The following is an 18813-nucleotide window of genomic DNA, read 5'->3' as shown; positions in this document are numbered from 1 at the left end:
GCCGGCAGCTTCTCCTATTATTATCCCTGTGTAAACAGCTCTTCCAACTGTTTCCGCAGCACAAACTTCTGGATCTTCCCACTCGCATTCCGCGGTAATGCTTCACAGAAAACATATTTTCGTGGACGTTTGTAGTTTGCTAGACTATCGCTGTTTTTACAATAGTCTTCCAGATCTTGTTCAGTCAATCCCGGATCCTTTTTCACCACAAATGCCGTCACGGTCTCACCCCAGCGGTCATCTGGCTGGCCCACAATCGCAACATCCAGAACACCTTCATGTGCATGCAAGACATCTTCGACTTCACGTGGATAAATATTCTCCCCGCCGCTAATAATCATATCATCCACCCGGTCATTGACGTATAGAAAGCCCTCTGCATCTAGGTAACCAATATCACCTGAATGATACCAGCCTTTATACATCGATTTTCCCGTCGCCTCTTCACGGTTAAAGTAACCGATCATCATGCATGGCCCTTTTACTATAATCTCACCTGTTTCACCAACTGGAACGACATCATCAGGATCTGATGGACCATCCTCTCGCGTCCGAACCACTCGGATATCGTGGTTAATGGCGGCTTGACCAGCAGAGCCTGCTTTTCTTAACTGGTCATTCTCGGATAAGAAGGTTATCGCTGGTCCCATTTCGGTCATTCCATAGGCTTGAACTAACCCGATACCAAATCGGTCATGGAGAGCATGAACGAGAGACGGAGCCATTGGAGCTGCACCATACAAACCTAGCCTTAGACTTTCTGTATTGTATTGACTTAAATCTTCTTGCAACAACATGTTCCACATAGTTGGGGCTGCGAAAAATTTCGTTATTTTTTCTTGCCCAATTAACTGAAGGATCACTTTTGGGTTAAATTGGTGCAGAATGACATTTCTTGCTCCTACATGAATCCTTGGCAAAAAGGCACAATGAAGCTCCGCACAATGGAACATAGGAGCGGTCACAAGACCTACGTCCTCCGCCTCAAGCTTTTGAGCTGCAATACAAAGCACACTTTGGTCGACCATATTGCGATGACTATGCATGACTCCTTTCGGTCTTCCTGTTGTCCCGCTTGTATAGATAAAGGCATATATATCATTTTCATTAACCTCTGCCTGAATCTCTTTAATTGAAGATTCAGCAAGTCTATCGTGATAACTTACAGCATAGGCTGGTGTTTCTTCATCAATAAACCAAAACGCCATCGATTCAAAACGATTTTCGATAGAGGATATGACAGGCTCCAATGCTTTTTCGAAAAGGACCACCTTAGGGCTAGCATCCGATAAAATAAAAGCCACTTCTTCTGGCATTAAGCGGAAGTTTATTGGATTAAAGATGGCCCCGATTTTTGCACAGGCAAAGAATGCCGTTCCTAATTCCTCTGTATTAAACATGAATGTGGAAACCCGGTCGCCTTTTTTGACTCCTTCGTTCAACAACGCATTCGCTAGCCGGTTTACCTGTTCACTCCACTCTTTATACGTATAGCGGACATTCTTCCTAACATCATAAATTGCATCCTTGTTCGGGTATCTTTTTACTGTTAAATCGAAAATTTGTCCAATAGTAGTAGTCATCAAATCTCCCCCATTTACAATCCTAGATTTTTGGCAATTATCGTTTTCATGATTTCATTTGTCCCTGCGTAAATACTAGAAACCTGAATATCGCGGAATCTTCTCGCAATCTCGTATTCTTCCATATAACCATAGCCGCCATGTAACTGCAGGCATTCTCCCGCAATTTTCTTTGCTGTATCAGTTAGTCGCCATTTCGCCATTGAAACCTTTGTTACCACATTTTGACCATCGATATGTTCAGCGATTAATTGATCTAAAAACGCTCTCCCCATCTCCACCTCGGTAGCCATTTCCGCAATTTTGAACTGAGTATTTTGGAATTGGCTGATAGGCTTTCCAAAGGCTTCGCGGCTCTTCACATAGTCAATTGTTCCCTGCAGCATAACTTCTGCTGAAATTTGTGCTGCTATGGCCACAACCAACCGTTCCTGCTGGAGTTTATCCATCATATAGAGAAAACCTTTGCCTTCATCGCCAAGGAGATTCTCCTTAGGAACTCTGCAATCCTCAAAAATTAACTCTGCTGTATCCTGACTATGAAGGCCCACTTTGTTCAGTTTTCTCCCTCTTGAAAAACCAGGAGTATCTCGTTCAACAAGGAGTAAACTGACCCCTTTATGCTTTGGTACTGCATTAGAATCTGTTTTACAAGCTACTAGAATTAGATCCGATTGAATTCCATTGGTTATAAAGGTTTTTTGACCGTTTACTATATAGTGGTTACCATCTAGCTTTGCGGTGGTTTTGATATTGGCAAGGTCAGACCCCGTCCCAGGTTCAGTCATCGCAATGGCTGTAATAAGTTCCCCTGTTACACAGCTGGGAAGCCAGCGCTGTTTTTGATCTGCCGTGCCGAATGAATTGATATATGGGACAACGATGTCATTATGGAGGCCCATACCAACAAGACCAGAGCCCACTCTCTCTAACTCTTCATTAATAACAACAGAGAATCCCCAGTCTACACCACTGCCTCCGTAAATCTCATCTAAATCTGGACAAAGAAAACCCTGTTCCCCCATCTTTCTCCACAAGGAGCGGGGAATCATTCTCTCCTCTTCCCATTGCTCATAATAGGGAACAGCCTCTTTCTCTAGAAATTTCCTTAATGACTTGCGAAAAATTTCATGGTCATGTGTTAAATATGGATGCTTCATATTGAATGCCTCACTTTCTATTTATTACCACTTATTTTCTAAGCATTGACTTGATTTAATTTTTGACGAAGCTGATATTTTAGTATTTTCCCAGAAGCATTTCTTGGTAACTGCTCTTCTATAAAAATTCTTCTTGGAACTTTGAAGCCAGCCAGTTTCTGTCGGCAAAAAGTTTTTAACTCTTCCTCATCTATGACGGCACCTTCTTTTGGAACAATAATGGCGCAGACGGCCTCACCCCATGTGTCATCAGGCAGGCCAATTATGGCCGCGTCAAGGACTCCAGGATGTTCGAAAAGAACCCCTTCAACTTCAACGGAATAAACATTTTCACCACCCGTAATAATCATGTCCTTTTTACGGTCAACGAGGGTAATGTAGCCTTCCTCATCTATGGTTGCCAGGTCACCTGTATAGAGCCAGTCATTTTTAATCGTATTTTTTGTTTCTTCTGGCTTTTTATAGTATTCCTTCATAACCATTGGACTCTTAATAATGAATTCACCTACTACATTGGGTTTAACATCATTCCCTTGTTCGTCGACCACTCGCGTCTCCGTTAGAAAAATAGGTTTACCTCCCTTACCAAGATGGAGTTTATGCCCCTCTGGATCGAGAAGAATTCCGCCAGGTCCGCCTTCGGTTAAGCCGCAAAGATTATAGAACTGATCTGTTTTAAATAATTGAATACTTTTTTTCACTAGTTCAGGTGCCATTGGCGCGGCACCATAACCACACCTGCGTATGGATGATAAGTCATAATCGGCTGCATTTGGAACCTGTAGAATGAAATTAAACATGGCTGGAACACCAAAGAAGTGAGTAATTTTATGTTCTTGAATGGTTTGAAGTGTTTTGACTGGATGAAAATCACGGTGAATGATATGCGTTGCCCCTAGTGCAACACCTGAAATTAGGAAAAGATTTAACTGTGCAGAGTGGAAGAGTGGTGCTACATGAAGGATACGCTCATGTAGACGCAATCCCATATTAATCGTGACTGATATTCCTACATTAAAAATTCTCTTATGATCAAACAATGCGCCTTTTGGACGGCCAGTTGTCCCTGAGGTATATAAGATTTCTAAATCATCTTCATCAGAAACTTCAATTTCGGGTTCATTCCTATTATTAGATAAAGCGCTTACATAAGAGAGGTAGCCTAGTGTTCTTGGTTCGCCGATGGTAATAACGGTCCCAACATCACTATCATCTTTAGCTGCGGTAATGACTTCTTCAAATTCAAGGTCACAAACAACTAGCTTAGCTTCTGATTGCTGTAATATGTAGTGTACTTCTGGTGAGGTCAATCGAAAATTAATAGGAACAGCAACAGCGCCTATTTTAGCCGCTGCAAAAAAGGTAAAAACAAAATGGTCCGAATTCTTCATCATCAACGCTAATTTATCGCCCTTTTGTACTCCCATCCACAGAAGACCGTGTGCCAATCTGTTTACTTCCTCATTAAATTGACGGTAGGTGTAACTGCGACCTTCACATTCAATCGCTAACAACTCTGGGAACTTTCTGGCATTTTGAGATAAAAGACTACCAATATTCATTTTTGTTGTTCCTCCTTGTAATAAATAAATCACCCCAACCTATTGTAACAAAAGTATAGAATTTTTAGAATATTTAACTAAAAATTAAATACTAAACTTTTATTTCTATATTAGTAAAGTCATAGGCCTTTTTGCACATTTTGTAGAATTATATATATTGAATATTCGAAAATTAGAGGATTATAATAGAATTTGGCAATAGAAAAATGATCGATTGGAGGAAATAATAAAATGAAGTTTAAAAGACTGTCAGTTTTACTAACACTCATGTTAGCCTTTAGTACCTTCTTTACCTCATTTGCTTTTGCAGAAGAAAACACAGACAAGCCTAACCTTGTCGCCTTAGGGGATTCTATTACTTTTGGCTGGAACCTTGATGATACGAATGGGAATACACAAAAATCAGCAAAGGCATTTCCAAACTTAATCATTGCCGAAGGATTTTTCAATGTAACGAATATTAGCGGAGGTGGTTGGACTTCTTCGCATATTTTAGCCCAAGTTAATAATCCAGCTAATGAAGCCTCAATCCAAAACGCAGATGTTTTTACACTAGACATTGGAAGCAATGATTTAATGGGAGCTATTGGCCTATCTGACATTATTAAAAATGGAACACCTGTAGATCCTTCCACCCTAATACCAAAGGTTACAGCTGCTTCACAGCAATTAGGTCTAAATTTACAACAAATATTTGGTAAAATTAGAAGCCTTAATACGGAAGCACCTATCATTCTTTATAATATCTATAACCCGTTTGCTTCAAGCGAAGTTCCATTCAATGCTTTCCTACATAATATTGGCGAGCAAATTGCAACAAATGTTAACGCATCTGTTATTAACTCTTTTGCTAATATTCCTGGCACTTTTATTGCAGACGCTAAATCAGCTTTCGATGGAAAACAATTAGAATATATTATTCCTGGAGACATCCATCCAAATGTTACTGGTCAATCAGTGCTAGCCGGATTAGCGACAGGTATTTTACTTCCATTATTGCCTGAAGAACTCACAGTAGAAATTACCGCACCAACTGAAGAAACAACTGGATCTGTTACAATTGAAGTACTGACAAATGCCGAAGAGGTTCTTTCCATGATGTGGTTAGAAGGAGAGCAAACCCTTGAAAGTTTCTATGATGAAGAAGGAAAAGAATTAGGTACGAAGATTATTGATAACAAATTTGAAGTATTAAAAAATGGCACCTATTCTATATATGTTTTAGATGGATATGGACAGGAAACTGTGGAAATCATCACCATCAATAATATCAAAGAAAAACCAGTCGAAAATCCAAAACCTACACCCACACCAACACCAACACCAGTAACAAATACGCCTGCTCCGCCAGCAACTGGTACTGGACATGCTATACCGAATACGGCATCACCTGCCTACAATTTGATGGCATTAGGTTCAGTCGTTCTTTTGGCAGGATATGTTACGTTGACAATTCAAAGAAGACGTAAACAAGAGATTTAATTTAAATAAAAAAAGGTCAGACCCTCATAGTTTTGAGGGAACTGACCTTCTTTTTATATTGTACTTTCCTTTGGAGTGGCTCTTTTTTTCCGCACCTCTATCACTGTTAAAATGATGGCAACTATTAGAAACAAACTGCTTATACGAAAGAGATTAGCAGTATCAGTGAATTGTGCTATTGTACCGAAGATAATCCCGCTTAAGCCAATCCCTAAATCAAGCGATGAAAAGAACATTCCATTTGCCACACCTCTTCGATTTTCGGGTGTCATGGATAAGGTCCAGGATTGCAAGGTTGGTAATGCGCAGCCAAAACCGAGTCCAAACAATCCGCCCGCTATAGCAATCATGAAATTGGTTTGTGCATACGAAAGGACCCACAACCCAACAAAGGTAGCCAAAATACAGAAATAGACCATGCCGATTGGCCCTTTTTCATCAAACAACTTTCCTGCAAACGGTCTAGCCAACGTAGAAACAATGGCATTAAGAATATAAAATAAAAAGATTTGGTCAATGCCTCTTTCTTCCCCAAAGATAACGATAAAGGTTGAGACTGAACCATAACCAAGACAAATAATGAGGGTAATTAAAGATGGGTACCAGCTTGATTTCTCCACTAGTGAACCCAGGTAGGAAAATTTAAGATTTTCCTTTTTTGTTTTTAATACGGCTTCAGGTGTTTGGTATCTTACAAGTGCAAGCAGGACTACAGAAATAAAACCTAATATGCCTGAAATAATAATGAGATTAGTAAAGGAGGTAACATTATATAAGAAAATTCCTAGACTAGGGGCAATAATGAAACCAATTGTGGTTGAAAGCCCAAAATAGCCCATTCCTTCACCAAGCCTAGAAAATGGAATGACATCGACCGCCGCTGTACCATTCACGGTTGTAGACCAACCCCAAGCAAGACCATGCACAAATCGGATTAACAGGAATATCATGACAATTCTTGATATTGGATAAAGAATAGTGATAACTAAAAGAATGACGGCTCCAATTAATACAAGTGATTTCCTTTGCTTGTATTCGAGCATATGTCCAATAAACGGTCTAATGAACACAGCACCGATCGAAAACAACGCCGTCACAAGACCAATTTCTAACCCACTTGCACCTATGGATTTAATATAGGGCGGTAACGTAGGTATAAGCATTTGAAAAGACATAAACACAAATAGATTCCCAACCATTAACATAACAAAAGATTTAGTCCACAAACGCTCTTTCAAGGATACACCTCTCTAACTATCTTCATACCGATTATTGGGGTAATTCAGATTATTTCGCATCACTAAATAATAGCATAGAACACCTTAAAAGATAAATAAAAAATCATTTATTATTCAGCACTTCCCTTGTATAACTGTTATCATTTTTCAGTAAATTCCGGTATCATGAATAGTAGCAATCGAAATCCAAATGGAGGAAATATATGCAAAAGAGAAAAATCGTCATCACTCATCCATTAGAACAAAATCTTATCGATCAAATAAAAGAAATTATCCCAGATTGGACTATCATTATAGGAAAAGATAGAGAGATTTGGCAGGAGCATATACATGATGCTGAAATCATCGCCGGCTGGAAAAAAGGGATAGAGAAAGATTGTCTCACGCCCCATTCAAAGCTTAAGTGGCTTCAAACCTGGAGTGCCGGTGTAGATAGCTTGCCGCTTGAAACGCTGGAATCGAGAAATATTACCGTAACGAGTGCTAATGGCGTGCACGCTTATCCTATATCCGAGACCATTTATGCATTAATGCTTAGCTTAACGAGAAAGATTCATACATATGTAAAAAACCAGCGAGAAAGAAAATGGCATCATTCTGATATGAAGTTAGAAATGCACGAAAAAACTGTTGGAATTATAGGTGTTGGGACCATCGGCAAAGAAGCAGCAAAAATTGCAAAAGCTTTTGGAATGAAGGTCCTTGGCGTTCGTCATTCAGGAAAACAACAGGAATTTGTTGATGAAATGTTCACCACCAATCAATTAGATGCAGTTCTTCCCAAGTGTGATTATGTGGTGGTCACTCTGCCGCTAACGAAAGAAACCAATCGCTTATTCGGCGCCAAACAATTCGACCTCATGAAATCTTCAGCATTCTTTATTAATATTGGACGTGGCGAAATCGTGGTAGAAGGAGATTTGATTTCCGCTTTACAGAGGGGACAAATTGCTGGTGCCGGTTTAGATGTGTTTGAACAAGAACCATTAACAGTTGATAGTCCTTTATGGGAAATGGAAAATGTGATTATTACCCCGCACACCTCTGGTTCAACGGAGCATTATAATCAACGGGTTATTGAAAATATTCTTATCCCGAACCTACAAAACTATATTTCAGGTAACCAGCCTTCTGTTAATCTAGTTGATTATTCAAAAGGCTATTAGTAGAGGAGCAGTCATATGCAACATGTCACAGTAAAAAAGGCAAGGAGAAAGAACACTATATTTCTATCTATAAAGCTGATAGTATCTGCCCTACTCATTTTCCTGTTAGTCATTAATTTATTTCCAGTTAAACAAATCAAACAGAAAAGCTTTTTTAAACATACTCGACCATTGGTCATAGCCCACCAAGGCGGTGAACTGTTAGCACCTTCAAATACCATGGCATCCTTTCAGAATGCAGCTAATATGGGAGTGGATGTCCTCGAAACAGATATACATATTACAAAGGATGGTCACTTAGTTACGATTCATGATGCAAGTGTTGACCGGACAACCAATGGTAAGGGACAGGTTGAAGACTTTACTTTAGCAGAAATTCAAGAGCTAGATGCAGGCTATCATTTTAAAAATCTAGAAGGCAATCATAATTTTCGTGGTAAGGGTGTCTATATTCCGACAGTTGAGGAAATGTTTCAAAACTTCAATGATATGAAGATTGAAATAGAAATTAAAGATGACAATCCCCCTGAAAGAATCGAGGAAATTGCGTCTAAATTGTGGAATCTAATTGAAGATTACCAAATGGAAGAAAAGGTATTAATCGGTTCCTTTGACCAAGAAATTCTTAAGACATTTGATAAGTATGCAAAAGGTCGAGTAGCCCTTTCAGCCGGAAGACAAGAGGTTAAGAATTTTGTGGTTACCCATAAATTCCTTTTACGTAATCTTTATGTACCACACGTTGATGCTTTTCAAATCCCAGTGGAAGACAGCGGCTTTGATTTAACTGATCAAAGATTAATCGATGGGGCACATCGGCTCGGAATGGAAATCCATTATTGGACCATTGATGATCCAGACACAATGGAAAAACTTATTGATGCAGGTGCAGATGGTATATTGACCAATCGACCTGATTTATTACTTAAACTAATTGAAGAAAAGGGAATGTAAGATTTAGAGCTGCTCTATTTTAAAGGGACAGCTATTTCTTAGGGGCAATAATTTAAAAGAGTCTTTTGTTTTAGTCGAGGTATCATGGTATAATTCACCGAATACACAGAAAATTATAAGGGGTAAATAAAATGGATTTTAGTAATGTCAGTATATTAGCCATCATTTTAGCTGTAGTCGCGAATATGGTCATTGGAGCACTCTGGTATTCTCCTGTTCTTTTTTCTAACATTTGGGTTAGAGCATTAGGCAAGAAAATGGAGGATATCGATCCCAAGGGAGCTTACGTAGGTTATGGATTAACCACACTCGGAGGGATTTTCACTGCAGTTGTCCTTTCCTTATTTATTCAGTTATTAGATACGGTAACCATACTAGATGGGGCTTTATTTGGATTTCTAATTGGTCTAATCGCTGCGTTTAGAGAATTATCCCCTACCTTCTTTGAGAGCCGCAACTACACGTTATTCTTCATTAGTGCAGGTTATCATATAGTCGCCTTGACGGTTATGGGCATTATTATTGCTGCTTTTGTATAATGATAAAGGGTGCCCATTGGGCACCCTTTATTATTAATAAATCGTTTGAACACCCTTGCCTGCTATTGTCGTCCATTCAAATTGACGTAGTCTAACTTCAAATAGTGTCAACGGATCGCGGAACATTTCCGGGTTTGTATTCATCTTTTTCAGTATATCTTGATTTGTGGTTATTTGAGACAGTGCTTCCTCGATTGCTTCATTAAGGACCTTCAATGGCTGTCTGAAAAACATTGTAATGTCTCGTTCTAAAGATTTTTCAAATAGCTCGAATTGTTGGAAGAAGCGTTCAATCACGACCTCAGTTGGTTCAGAATAGCTATCATTTTTCACAAAAGCCTTGTATTTACTGTACAGCATGGCTTTATTTTGGGATATTGCCCCAAATAACTTCCCTGCGCTTTTCAATAAAAATTGTGATGGAGTATTGCGAAGTAAGATATTTACCTTTTCTAATTGGAACCGGCTCGTCATTCTATCCGTATCCCGACGCCAATCATCCAACACTTTAAAGTCACATTCTGTGTTAATTCGCTCTTCTCCATACAAACTATTTAAGCCTTCAGCCATTTCATTTAGAAAAGCCTGCCCTTGCTCAAATTCCTCTTTACCATTGATAATCCATTCTTGAAGTGATGTATAATATTTCGGCATTACTTCTTGCTCCAAGTAATCTTGTAGTCTATTGTTCATCACATCATTTAGCTCCAAATGAATTGTACTAATATTACTGTCTTCTTTGATTAACTCGGAACATTCTTGCAGTATTTTCGGTACTGCGATAGAAATTTCATTTTGAATGGATTCCTTTATGGTGCGGTAAGACCTTGTGATTGCTTTTGTCTTTTGTGACTCAGCGTCCTTTAATTGATTAAGAGCTCCATTTAACTTCAGCACCACTTCTTCGTTCCAGCGAACTGACTCAATTAATTGATTCTCAACATCAATTCTCTTTTGCAACAACCTGGAAATAGTTGTTCGAATGAAAAATAAAAGCTTTGCCAAGCGTTTATCGGCTATGTTTCTTTTATTCTTTACCGATTGAATAAAGCTCTTTAGTTCGACTAATTGCTGCCCACTTTCATATTGAGAGGAAAAAGGTAGTACCTGTGCTTCAGGTAAATAGGACTGAATCCTGGACCTAGTTTCGTCGAAAATTCTTATTGCTTCCTGCTCATTAACAATCGTATCCATCTTATTCAAGAGAAAATGGACGGGAATATCGGGAGCAAGTTCATGAATTTGTGTTAGAATCCCCTTCTCTTTATCTGTAAACGGAGCATTTGCATCTAAGACAAATAATAAACTATCTGCCATTTGAAGATACTGCAGCACTTCATAGCGATCTTGATGGCTGCCTTTTAGACCAGGCGTTTCAATTAATGCCAGTTTCTGCTCATACAATAATGGAAAAGGCTGTTGAAATTCGATAATCGATTCTAGTGCATTTCGCCGACGATCCATTCGCTCTTGAAATTGCGTGAAATCTGCGAGTTTTACTGTCTCTTGATCGGTTATTTCATAAATATTTAAGTCCTCAAAGTCCTTAAACATAACAAGCGACGACGTGGGGCTATCCTGAATCTCTTCCCCTAGAATGGTATTTATGAAGGAAGACTTCCCGCTGCCACTTAATCCAGTAATCAACAAGTGATGGGTATCAAAATCATTCAATTGCTGAACCATCCATTTTAAGCGGTTATTCTCACCCATATCTTGACTATTGGCCCAACTAATAATGGACTCAAAGAGATTTATACATTCTTCTAATTCGTTGAAATGACTTTCTGTTTCACCAATAAGATTTTCAGCCACATTAACAATTGACATACTAATACTTGTTGGAAAAAGCTCATTCCAAGATAATACCGCAGCTGACACTAAGACCGTATGCGTAGGAACTGATAAGCGCAGCCAATTTGTTAATAAGTCAGGTACAAGGTCCTCTAGTGTTTTAATCGTCTGGCTGCCATTTATTAATTCAAAATACGTTTCATAATGGAAATCTGATAGCAATTGGAAATGGTTGTTTGTGCTAATATCAAGATTCAATAGAAGATGATTTAATTCTTTTAGCCATGTAAAATGGTACTCTTCACTTTTATAGCTGTTCCATAGTGACGCAGTAAGTTCTTCAAACATCTGATGGTCCAGGGCATATAATTCAAATAGTCCTTGTAAGAAATAATTTGGATTTAAACTTTTGGTTACACCTTTCTTGACATATGAATTCACTGTATCAAACCATTCAAGTGAACCCGTTCGTTTTGCTTCATTCAGCGCAAGTTCAATTGCATGATCCCAATCCTGCTGTTCCTCAAAATAAGCACGGGCTATTGCAGTCACATTCGGATAATCGGGGTTTGCATCGATTGTTCTTTTGATAATTTCCACTGCTGCCTCGGACTTTCCTCGTTCAATATAAAGAGAAAACAACTGCAAAGCCACTTCTGTCTTTAATGTAGGATTATTTGTTTCAATGGACAGATAAAGGTCCTCGGCATTTGAAAGAAGACCTGTTTCAAAATAGGCATCGGCAATATTTTTCCTAGCCCAAAGCTCGAGTTCCCCCACAACGTTTTCCCATTTAAAAATAGCTGCCTCAAAATCCCGATTATGAAAATAGATTTCTCCTTGTGCAAAGCGTACAGACGTTAAATCGGGCATATCCTTCTGAAGTTCTTCCTGATACGCGTCACCTAACACACGTATGGGCTGTACATTTTCATGTTCATTTATATACATTTGATAATAAGACTTTTTTATTAACTGACTTTCCAACGTCATTACCGTCCCTCCAATACCACCACTTCTTTGCATTCATATGGGAAAGAGGCAGAATTATTCCTCTATACAATTCGAACAATGTACTCATTTTTAGTCCCAATTATATCGATTCTACCAAACAATTTTTTAATTAAGGTTTCAGTAATATTTCAATTTGAATACATTGCTCTAAATTGGCAGGCTTCTACTTTTATCCCCTTTCACTGTATAATGAATTCAATCTACCAAAAGGAGTATTCACTTTGGAAAAGGACGAAGCCGTTTATTTATCAGATTTGATAAAAAATTCTAGACCTGCCAATTATGATATTAAAAAAATAGAAACAGTTAATGGAACATTACCACGATTTCATCAATGGACAAATGGGAAACAAACCTTAGCAGGCTTTGAAGTTACTCGGATAGATAGCGACACCAGCTATTATTTTCTATTCATCGATTGGCACCGCAATGACAACTATTATTTAGTCATTTACTTACATAATAAATCAACCACAGCTGCGGAGTTGAGAGTAATTGAAAAAGTAGATGGAAGCCCCCATATCGTATGGAAGTACAATCCTTTAAAACGTGATGGGAAAAACATTCAACGAAAAGCCTATTTTAGGCAAATGTTTGGCTCAACAACCCTACAAATAAAAGTTCCTGCCTCTACTTTCGAAGTGAAGGAATTCTTCGACCAACTATTTAGACTCTGCCAAAACCGGATAAAAGCAGATAAAATCGTTGACGTATTTGATTTTGAAAATAAGTAAAAGGAGTGGTTTTATAATGAAAACCTATAAAAATTGCCAAAGCTGCGGAATGCCATTAGCAAAAGACGAACTTGGCGGCGGAACTGAAAAAGATGGTTCAAAAAGTCTAAAATATTGCAGCCACTGCTACATCAACGGTGAATTTACCCAGCCAGACCTAACTGTTGATGAAATGAAAGAAAGAGTAAAACAAAAAATTGTTGAATTCGGAATGCCTAAGTTTGTTGCAGGATTATTAACAAGAAATACAGACAAGCTTGAAAGATGGGCAAAAAATTAGGGAGGCGGGGAGCCTCCCTCTTTTTTTTTATAAAACCTTACTCAAAAAGGCTTTGGTTCGCTCTTCCATAGGATGATCAAATAATTCATTTGGAACATTCTCTTCAACTATGAGCCCGCCGTCCATAAAGATTACGCGGTCCCCTACTTCCTTTGCAAAACCCATTTCATGTGTAACAACCACCATGGTCATACCTTCTTTAGCAAGCTGCTTCATAACTTCCAAAACCTCTCCGACCATTTCCGGATCAAGGGCTGAGGTTGGTTCGTCAAACAGCATGATTTTCGGCTCCATCGCAAGTGCTCTTGCAATCGCGACACGCTGCTTTTGACCGCCTGATAAAGAATCTGGATACGCTTCTGCCTTATCCTCTAAACCTACTTTTCTTAAAAGCTCTAAACCTTTTTTCCTAGCTTCAAGAGCGGAAGTATTTCTGACTTTCATTGGGGCAAGCATGATATTTTCGATAACCTTTTTATGTGGGAACAGATTAAACTGTTGAAAAACCATCCCTACTTCTGTACGTACTTTATTGATATCTGACTTTTTATCGGTAATATCCGTTCCTTCAATATAGACATGTCCATCCGTAATGGATTCTAAAAGATTAATACAACGGAGGAAAGTAGATTTACCTGATCCAGATGGACCTATAACAACCACAACTTCTTGAGGCTTAACAGTTACATTAATATCCTTTAGTACAACATTGGTTCCAAAAGACTTTTTTAAATTTTTCACTTCAATCATTCTGTTGCTAGTCTCCTTTCAAGTCGGCTTAATACGTAACTTAAAGAAAGCGTTAATACAAGGTAAATAAGCGCTGCCGTAATATACGGCTCCCATACACGGAAATATTGACCTTGCATGGCTCGTCCCCAATACATGAGTTCCGGGGCTGCGACTAACGAAGCGAGAGAAGATTCTTTAATTAAAACAATAAATTCATTACCTAGCGGCGGTATCATCCTCTTAAACGCTTGTGGAAGGATCACATAACGCATAGCTTGTACATGTGTCATTCCGAGAGAACGGGCTGCTTCCATCTGCCCTTTATCAATCGATTGAATTCCTGCACGGAAGATTTCCGCTATGTATGCAGCAGAGTTTAATGACAGAGTTAAAATCGCAGCAGCAATACCATTTGTTCCCCCTGTAAACAGCGGTACTACCGCAAAATGAATTAACATAATTTGTACGAGCATGGGTGTACCACGGAACAAAGTGATATACACGCCAAAGGGAAATGATAGAAATTTATTTTTCATCATTTTTCCTAACCCGATAAACAAGCCAAGGATTGTCCCTATTAAAATACCAGCTAACGATAGTCCAATTGTCAGCAGCGTCCCTTTAAGAAAAAAAGGTGCGTATTCCGCTAAAATACTCCACTGAATATCCATTATTAATCCCCCTAAAAATCCGTAACCTTCTGTTAAATAATGTAAGACTAGGTATGAAACCAAAAATTGCGTAACTTCTAGTTTTCAAGAGTTACGCAATTTCCATTCTTATTGTTGGTCTTTTAGTAGTTGCACATCTGGATCTACCTTAAACCATTCCTTGTAAATTTCTGCATACGTTCCATTATCAAACACTTCGTTTAGCGCTTTATCGAAATCCGCTTTTATCTTACTGCCCTTCGAAAACATTAATCCGTAGAACTCTTGGGCAAATGCGTCCTTATCTTCAATAATGACAAATTTATCATTTGGATTATTTTTTGCATATTCTTCAATTACTGTATTATCCGCAACAACCGCGTCGGCACCTCCAGCCTTAAGCTCAAGGATTGCTAAGTTATTGTTTTCAAACTTTTTAATTTGACTGCTGTTTTTACCAAGAAGACCTTCAACCGCTTCCTGACCAGTTGTTGCGTTTTGAACAGCAACAGTTTTATCCTTCAAATCTTCTGCACTTTTGATATCACTGCCTTCTGGAACCATAATCTTATTGGTAGATAAGAAGTATGGTACAGAGAAATCATATGTTTTCTTTCTATCATCATTAATGGTAATCGACGAAATACCAATATCGGCAATTTTCTTTTCTAATTCTACGAAAATTGGATCCCACCCGGTATGAGCAATGTCAATTTCGTAACCTGCTTCTTTCGCAACCGCTTTAATTAAGTCAATATCAAAGCCTACAATTTCACCCTTATCCTGATATTCAAATGGTGCGTACGCTGCATCCGTTACGACACGGAGAGTTTTTTTCTCCTTATCGGAGCCATCCCCATTACCACTTGTTTCACTCGAGCCACATGCAGTAAGCATTAACATAAAAGCCATGACCAAGAACGTTGTTAGAAGTTTAAACTTCTTCATTTTCCCATCCCCCTAATATTCTTTTGAAAAATTAATCTTTAAAACATTTATAATTTTTAGAATATAACGATTATATCTTTTTTTGCATTGATATTCAATATTATATTATTAATACTTTAGTGTTTTACTATTTTAATAAGCTAAAAAAGCAATATGAGAATAGTATTTAATAGATAATTGTTTATTTAGGCTTGATATTATGTTTATGTTTCCATTTTAACTAGGCATAGGCCCACACTCTCCACATATACCTACATAATCTATAGGGTATTAATTGAAAAAAAAAGGAGAGTTGCCCAATGTATCCTTATGGCTATTATCAAGTTCCACCAACACAGTATGATTATAATTCATACGACCAGTTTGATGTGTATACTCAACCACAACAAGACCAGTATGACCCGTATGATCCGGACAGACAACCGCAGCAACTTGAGCGCAGAGTTAGTCAGCTCGAAAGACAAAATGAGCGTCAGGAAAGGCAAATCAATCAACTTCAACGTGACGTAAACCAGCTTCAACGTCGCCTGCAGCGTGTAAATCAACGACTGCGTCAAGTCGAAAGACGATTCAACTTCCCATTCACTCCATTTGATGGTGAATACTAATATGTAATGCCAGAATCAGGCTTTTTACGCCTGGTTCTTTTTTTATTTGTAAGATTTCCTCTTACAAATTAAATATCTTGTCAGTGTTTCTGACACATTCACTGACAAAATCTAATAATTTGGTTAACTTTTACATTAAATACAGTTTATAAGGGGCGATTGGGATGTACCGGACGAATGAAATTAAATTGGCAGAGAGAATTATTCAGTTAGATAAGTTAAGGGATGAGCTTTATGAAGAGTTACTGAAAAAGATTGGTACAAAAGGTCATGAACTGTTACGAGCACTTCAAAATCATTGAGGAGTTGATTGGAATGTCTAATCAATTGCGTAAAGGAGTCGAAACACTTAAACTATTCTACATTAATAGATTAATTGAATCTGGTCTTTATGATGCTTCTGAACATGAACTTAACTCCCTCACATTAAGTGAACTAGATAATATTTTCAAAAAGGTATTTCCCTCTAAAGAGCAAAATTAATAACTTAAAAAAATCACCTACTAACCTATACTGCCTTGTATCAGAATCCAATCAATGTAAGGAAAATTAACATAAATTATTGTACCTAATCATAGTAGAGCGTGGTGAAAATAAAAAATGGCAAATGATTCTTCTTATAAAGACAAGAAAGTTATAACAATTGGAATTGTCAGGGACCTGACAGGTCTTTCTGAGAGGCAAATTCGCTATTATGAGGAACGAAAATTAATTTTTCCTGAAAGATCCTCAGGTGGAAGCCGTAAATATTCCTTTGCAGATGTGGAGTTGTTAGTGGAAATAGCTAACAAAATCGAAGATGGTGTTCAAACCCATGAAATTAGAAAAGAAATGCTCCGAGCTCAGAAGACCCAAAATCAAAATGATGTTAGAAGAAAAATGATCCAAGGACAATTGAATGCTCAGTTCGGTTTACGAAAAGGTCCATCTTCTTAATAAAGAAGATGGATTTTTTCTTCTCCTTTCAAAAACCATGTTAGGAAACCTCACACAATTGTAGAATCCACATCAAATCCATGTAAAAATACAAATACATCGAATGTTAAGAAAATTAACATGAATTTAAAGGGGGAGAAATGATGGATACTATATTCTTAATGAACAGTCTTTGGGTAATGGTTGGAGCAATACTTGTTATTCTCATGATTGGAGGATTCATACTGCTAGAGACTGGATCAACACGAATGAAAAATGCCGGACATATTGCAGGAAAAACGATACTTACCTTTGGTATCTCTTCTATCGTATTTTGGGCAGTAGGGTATGGCTTAATCTTCGGAGAAGGAAACCCACTAATTGGACTTTCGGACTTCTTCTACTCGGGTTATGATGTCGAAGGCTTAGCACTTTCAGGTTCAGTATTCTTTTTATTTCAATTAGCCTTTGCAGGTATTTCATTAACGATTGCTTTTGGAGGCTTCGCAGAGCGAGCTAAATTAGGAGCATACCTCGTGTTTGCCGTACTATTTTCAGTCATTGTTTATCCTCCTATTGCCCACTGGATTTGGGGCGGGGGCTGGTTAGCAGAACATGGTAAACAAGATTTCGCAGGCTCAACGGTTGTTCACTTAACTGGTGCAATGGCTGCATTTGCAGCCACATTAATCCTAAAACCACGTATTGGAAAATACAATAAAGATGGTTCAGCAAACAATCTTGCAGGACATAACCAAGTATTTACTGCACTTAGTGTTTTAATCTTATGGGTGGGGTGGTTCGGATTTAATGCAGGCAGTACGGTTTCTGTTGATGGAGCATTCTTTGGATTCGTAGCACTTAATACAAACTTAGCGGCTGGTGCGGGAGTCATCGCTGCAATGATAATCTCTTGGACGGTCATGGGCAAAGCAGATGTTCCAACGATGTTAAACGGAGCCTTAGCAGGTTTAGTAGCCATTACAGCTTCTTGTGCCTTTGTTGATACATGGGCTGCAGTCCTAATCGGTTTCATTTCAGGAATTCTTGTATTTTATAGCATTCGATTCTTTGAAAAGAAAGGAATCGATGATCCAATCGCTGCCCTTTCCGTTCACGGTACAGCAGGTATTTGGGGAACATTATCTACAGGATTTTTTGCCACACCAGAATTAGCAACTGTTGGAGAGCCTGGATTATTTTATGGGGGCGGGTTACACCAGCTTGGTGTTCAGGCATTAGGAGTTGTAAGCAGTGGTGCATTTGCTTTCATCGTTTCCTTTATCTTGTTAACAATTATGAAAGCAGTTATGAATGGCTTACGTGTTACAGAAGAAGAAGAAATTATTGGTCTCGACATGAGCGAGCATGGAAGCTACGGTTACCCTGAAATGGTAAAGGCAGAAAAAACGGTAATAAATTCAGAGCCAAAGTTGAACGCTTAATTGCCTTAT

General features: G+C 38.4%; 19 protein-coding genes. 11 read left to right on the top strand and 8 right to left on the bottom strand.

The annotated features are described in order from the left end of the window. Positions 1-20 precede the first annotated feature (20 nt). The 3 genes from QNH48_RS05395 to QNH48_RS05385 are packed head-to-tail and all read right to left on the bottom strand — an operon-like array spanning position 21 to position 4305. Positions 21-1583 carry a fatty acid--CoA ligase gene (locus QNH48_RS05395; RefSeq protein ID WP_283954095.1) on the bottom strand — a complete coding sequence of 521 codons (1563 nt, stop codon included), beginning with the start codon at positions 1581-1583 and terminating at the stop codon, positions 21-23. Between the two features lie 14 nt (positions 1584-1597). Continuing rightward, positions 1598-2743, bottom strand: a complete 1146-nt coding sequence (locus QNH48_RS05390) for an acyl-CoA dehydrogenase family protein (RefSeq protein WP_283954094.1) — start codon at positions 2741-2743, stop codon at positions 1598-1600. A gap of 38 nt (positions 2744-2781) precedes the next feature. Next, entirely contained in the window at positions 2782-4305 is a 1524-nt protein-coding gene (locus QNH48_RS05385) for an acyl-CoA synthetase (protein ID WP_283954093.1), read from the bottom strand. A 231-nt stretch (positions 4306-4536) separates the two neighbouring features. On the opposite strand from QNH48_RS05385, the gene QNH48_RS05380 reads away from it, so the two are divergent. Then, a complete protein-coding gene (locus QNH48_RS05380) occupies positions 4537-5787 on the top strand; it encodes a GDSL-type esterase/lipase family protein (protein WP_283954092.1) in 1251 nt (416 codons plus the stop codon). A 53-nt stretch (positions 5788-5840) separates the two neighbouring features. Here QNH48_RS05380 and QNH48_RS05375 read toward each other — a convergent pair whose 3' ends face one another. After that, a complete protein-coding gene (locus tag QNH48_RS05375) occupies positions 5841-7025 on the bottom strand; it encodes an MFS transporter (protein ID WP_283954091.1) in 1185 nt (394 codons plus the stop codon). Between the two features lie 203 nt (positions 7026-7228). Here QNH48_RS05375 and QNH48_RS05370 point away from each other — a divergent pair, with 203 nt between their 5' ends. The 3 genes from QNH48_RS05370 (at position 7229) to QNH48_RS05360 (ending at position 9684) form a co-directional block, all read left to right on the top strand. Beyond that, positions 7229-8191 (top strand): D-2-hydroxyacid dehydrogenase, encoded by a 963-nt coding sequence (locus QNH48_RS05370; RefSeq protein ID WP_283954090.1) that lies wholly within the window; start codon positions 7229-7231, stop codon positions 8189-8191. Between the two features lie 15 nt (positions 8192-8206). Then, positions 8207-9145, top strand: coding sequence for a glycerophosphodiester phosphodiesterase family protein (locus QNH48_RS05365; protein WP_283954089.1), 939 nt, complete (start codon positions 8207-8209; stop codon positions 9143-9145). A 131-nt stretch (positions 9146-9276) separates the two neighbouring features. Continuing rightward, entirely contained in the window at positions 9277-9684 is a 408-nt protein-coding gene (locus QNH48_RS05360; RefSeq protein ID WP_283954088.1) for a DUF1761 domain-containing protein, read from the top strand. A gap of 33 nt (positions 9685-9717) precedes the next feature. On the opposite strand, the gene QNH48_RS05355 is transcribed toward QNH48_RS05360, so the two are convergent. Continuing rightward, positions 9718-12471 carry a GTPase domain-containing protein gene (locus QNH48_RS05355; RefSeq protein ID WP_283954087.1) on the bottom strand — a complete coding sequence of 918 codons (2754 nt, stop codon included), beginning with the start codon at positions 12469-12471 and terminating at the stop codon, positions 9718-9720. Between the two features lie 242 nt (positions 12472-12713). On the opposite strand from QNH48_RS05355, the gene QNH48_RS05350 reads away from it, so the two are divergent. Together QNH48_RS05350 and QNH48_RS05345 are read left to right on the top strand one after the other, a co-directional pair. Further along, entirely contained in the window at positions 12714-13226 is a 513-nt protein-coding gene (locus QNH48_RS05350) for a hypothetical protein (RefSeq protein WP_283954086.1), read from the top strand. A 16-nt stretch (positions 13227-13242) separates the two neighbouring features. After that, positions 13243-13506 (top strand): zinc ribbon domain-containing protein, encoded by a 264-nt coding sequence (locus tag QNH48_RS05345; RefSeq protein ID WP_283954085.1) that lies wholly within the window; start codon positions 13243-13245, stop codon positions 13504-13506. Positions 13507-13533: 27 nt separating this feature from the next. Here QNH48_RS05345 and QNH48_RS05340 read toward each other — a convergent pair whose 3' ends face one another. The 3 genes from QNH48_RS05340 to QNH48_RS05330 form a co-directional block, all read right to left on the bottom strand. Beyond that, on the bottom strand, positions 13534-14256 hold the full coding sequence (locus tag QNH48_RS05340; protein WP_283954084.1) for an amino acid ABC transporter ATP-binding protein: 723 nt from the start codon (positions 14254-14256) through the stop codon (positions 13534-13536). Continuing rightward, positions 14253-14909, bottom strand: a complete 657-nt coding sequence (locus tag QNH48_RS05335; protein ID WP_095249948.1) for an amino acid ABC transporter permease — start codon at positions 14907-14909, stop codon at positions 14253-14255. The genes QNH48_RS05340 and QNH48_RS05335 overlap by 4 nt, the downstream gene beginning before the upstream one ends. Positions 14910-15017: 108 nt before the next feature. After that, a complete protein-coding gene (locus QNH48_RS05330) occupies positions 15018-15836 on the bottom strand; it encodes a basic amino acid ABC transporter substrate-binding protein (protein ID WP_283954083.1) in 819 nt (272 codons plus the stop codon). A 299-nt stretch (positions 15837-16135) separates the two neighbouring features. On the opposite strand from QNH48_RS05330, the gene QNH48_RS05325 reads away from it, so the two are divergent. The 5 genes from QNH48_RS05325 (at position 16136) to QNH48_RS05305 (ending at position 18804) form a co-directional block, all read left to right on the top strand. Further along, complete coding sequence (locus QNH48_RS05325) at positions 16136-16444, top strand: PspA/IM30 family protein (RefSeq protein WP_095249946.1); 309 nt, start codon at positions 16136-16138, stop codon at positions 16442-16444. Between the two features lie 164 nt (positions 16445-16608). Then, positions 16609-16746 carry a hypothetical protein gene (locus QNH48_RS05320; protein ID WP_165979179.1) on the top strand — a complete coding sequence of 46 codons (138 nt, stop codon included), beginning with the start codon at positions 16609-16611 and terminating at the stop codon, positions 16744-16746. A 13-nt stretch (positions 16747-16759) separates the two neighbouring features. After that, positions 16760-16927 carry a Fur-regulated basic protein FbpA gene (fbpA, locus tag QNH48_RS05315; protein ID WP_165979178.1) on the top strand — a complete coding sequence of 56 codons (168 nt, stop codon included), beginning with the start codon at positions 16760-16762 and terminating at the stop codon, positions 16925-16927. A 117-nt stretch (positions 16928-17044) separates the two neighbouring features. Beyond that, complete coding sequence (locus QNH48_RS05310) at positions 17045-17380, top strand: MerR family transcriptional regulator (RefSeq protein WP_095249942.1); 336 nt, start codon at positions 17045-17047, stop codon at positions 17378-17380. Positions 17381-17523: 143 nt separating this feature from the next. Continuing rightward, on the top strand, positions 17524-18804 hold the full coding sequence (locus QNH48_RS05305; RefSeq protein WP_283955688.1) for an ammonium transporter: 1281 nt from the start codon (positions 17524-17526) through the stop codon (positions 18802-18804). Positions 18805-18813 lie beyond the last annotated feature (9 nt).

The sequence above is a fragment of the Neobacillus sp. YX16 genome (assembly GCF_030123505.1).
Classification (GTDB): Bacteria; Bacillota; Bacilli; order Bacillales; family Cytobacillaceae; genus Neobacillus.
The sequence above is the reverse complement of the archived record's forward strand: the minus strand, read 5'-3'. Positions and strand labels throughout refer to the sequence as shown.

What these genes read in the sequence shown, in the direction of transcription:
- QNH48_RS05395 (WP_283954095.1), bottom strand. Translation starts at nt 1,583, where the DNA reads ATGACTACTACTATTGGACAAATTTTCGATTTAACAGTAAAAAGATAC.
- QNH48_RS05390 (WP_283954094.1), bottom strand. Translation starts at nt 2,743, where the DNA reads ATGAAGCATCCATATTTAACACATGACCATGAAATTTTTCGCAAGTCA.
- QNH48_RS05385 (WP_283954093.1), bottom strand. Translation starts at nt 4,305, where the DNA reads ATGAATATTGGTAGTCTTTTATCTCAAAATGCCAGAAAGTTCCCAGAG.
- QNH48_RS05380 (WP_283954092.1), top strand. Translation starts at nt 4,537, where the DNA reads ATGAAGTTTAAAAGACTGTCAGTTTTACTAACACTCATGTTAGCCTTT.
- QNH48_RS05370 (WP_283954090.1), top strand. Translation starts at nt 7,229, where the DNA reads ATGCAAAAGAGAAAAATCGTCATCACTCATCCATTAGAACAAAATCTT.
- QNH48_RS05365 (WP_283954089.1), top strand. Translation starts at nt 8,207, where the DNA reads ATGCAACATGTCACAGTAAAAAAGGCAAGGAGAAAGAACACTATATTT.
- QNH48_RS05360 (WP_283954088.1), top strand. Translation starts at nt 9,277, where the DNA reads ATGGATTTTAGTAATGTCAGTATATTAGCCATCATTTTAGCTGTAGTC.
- QNH48_RS05355 (WP_283954087.1), bottom strand. Translation starts at nt 12,471, where the DNA reads ATGACGTTGGAAAGTCAGTTAATAAAAAAGTCTTATTATCAAATGTAT.
- QNH48_RS05345 (WP_283954085.1), top strand. Translation starts at nt 13,243, where the DNA reads ATGAAAACCTATAAAAATTGCCAAAGCTGCGGAATGCCATTAGCAAAA.
- QNH48_RS05340 (WP_283954084.1), bottom strand. Translation starts at nt 14,256, where the DNA reads ATGATTGAAGTGAAAAATTTAAAAAAGTCTTTTGGAACCAATGTTGTA.
- QNH48_RS05335 (WP_095249948.1), bottom strand. Translation starts at nt 14,909, where the DNA reads ATGGATATTCAGTGGAGTATTTTAGCGGAATACGCACCTTTTTTTCTT.
- QNH48_RS05330 (WP_283954083.1), bottom strand. Translation starts at nt 15,836, where the DNA reads ATGAAGAAGTTTAAACTTCTAACAACGTTCTTGGTCATGGCTTTTATG.
- QNH48_RS05325 (WP_095249946.1), top strand. Translation starts at nt 16,136, where the DNA reads ATGTATCCTTATGGCTATTATCAAGTTCCACCAACACAGTATGATTAT.
- QNH48_RS05320 (WP_165979179.1), top strand. Translation starts at nt 16,609, where the DNA reads ATGTACCGGACGAATGAAATTAAATTGGCAGAGAGAATTATTCAGTTA.
- fbpA (WP_165979178.1), top strand. Translation starts at nt 16,760, where the DNA reads ATGTCTAATCAATTGCGTAAAGGAGTCGAAACACTTAAACTATTCTAC.
- QNH48_RS05310 (WP_095249942.1), top strand. Translation starts at nt 17,045, where the DNA reads ATGGCAAATGATTCTTCTTATAAAGACAAGAAAGTTATAACAATTGGA.
- QNH48_RS05305 (WP_283955688.1), top strand. Translation starts at nt 17,524, where the DNA reads ATGGATACTATATTCTTAATGAACAGTCTTTGGGTAATGGTTGGAGCA.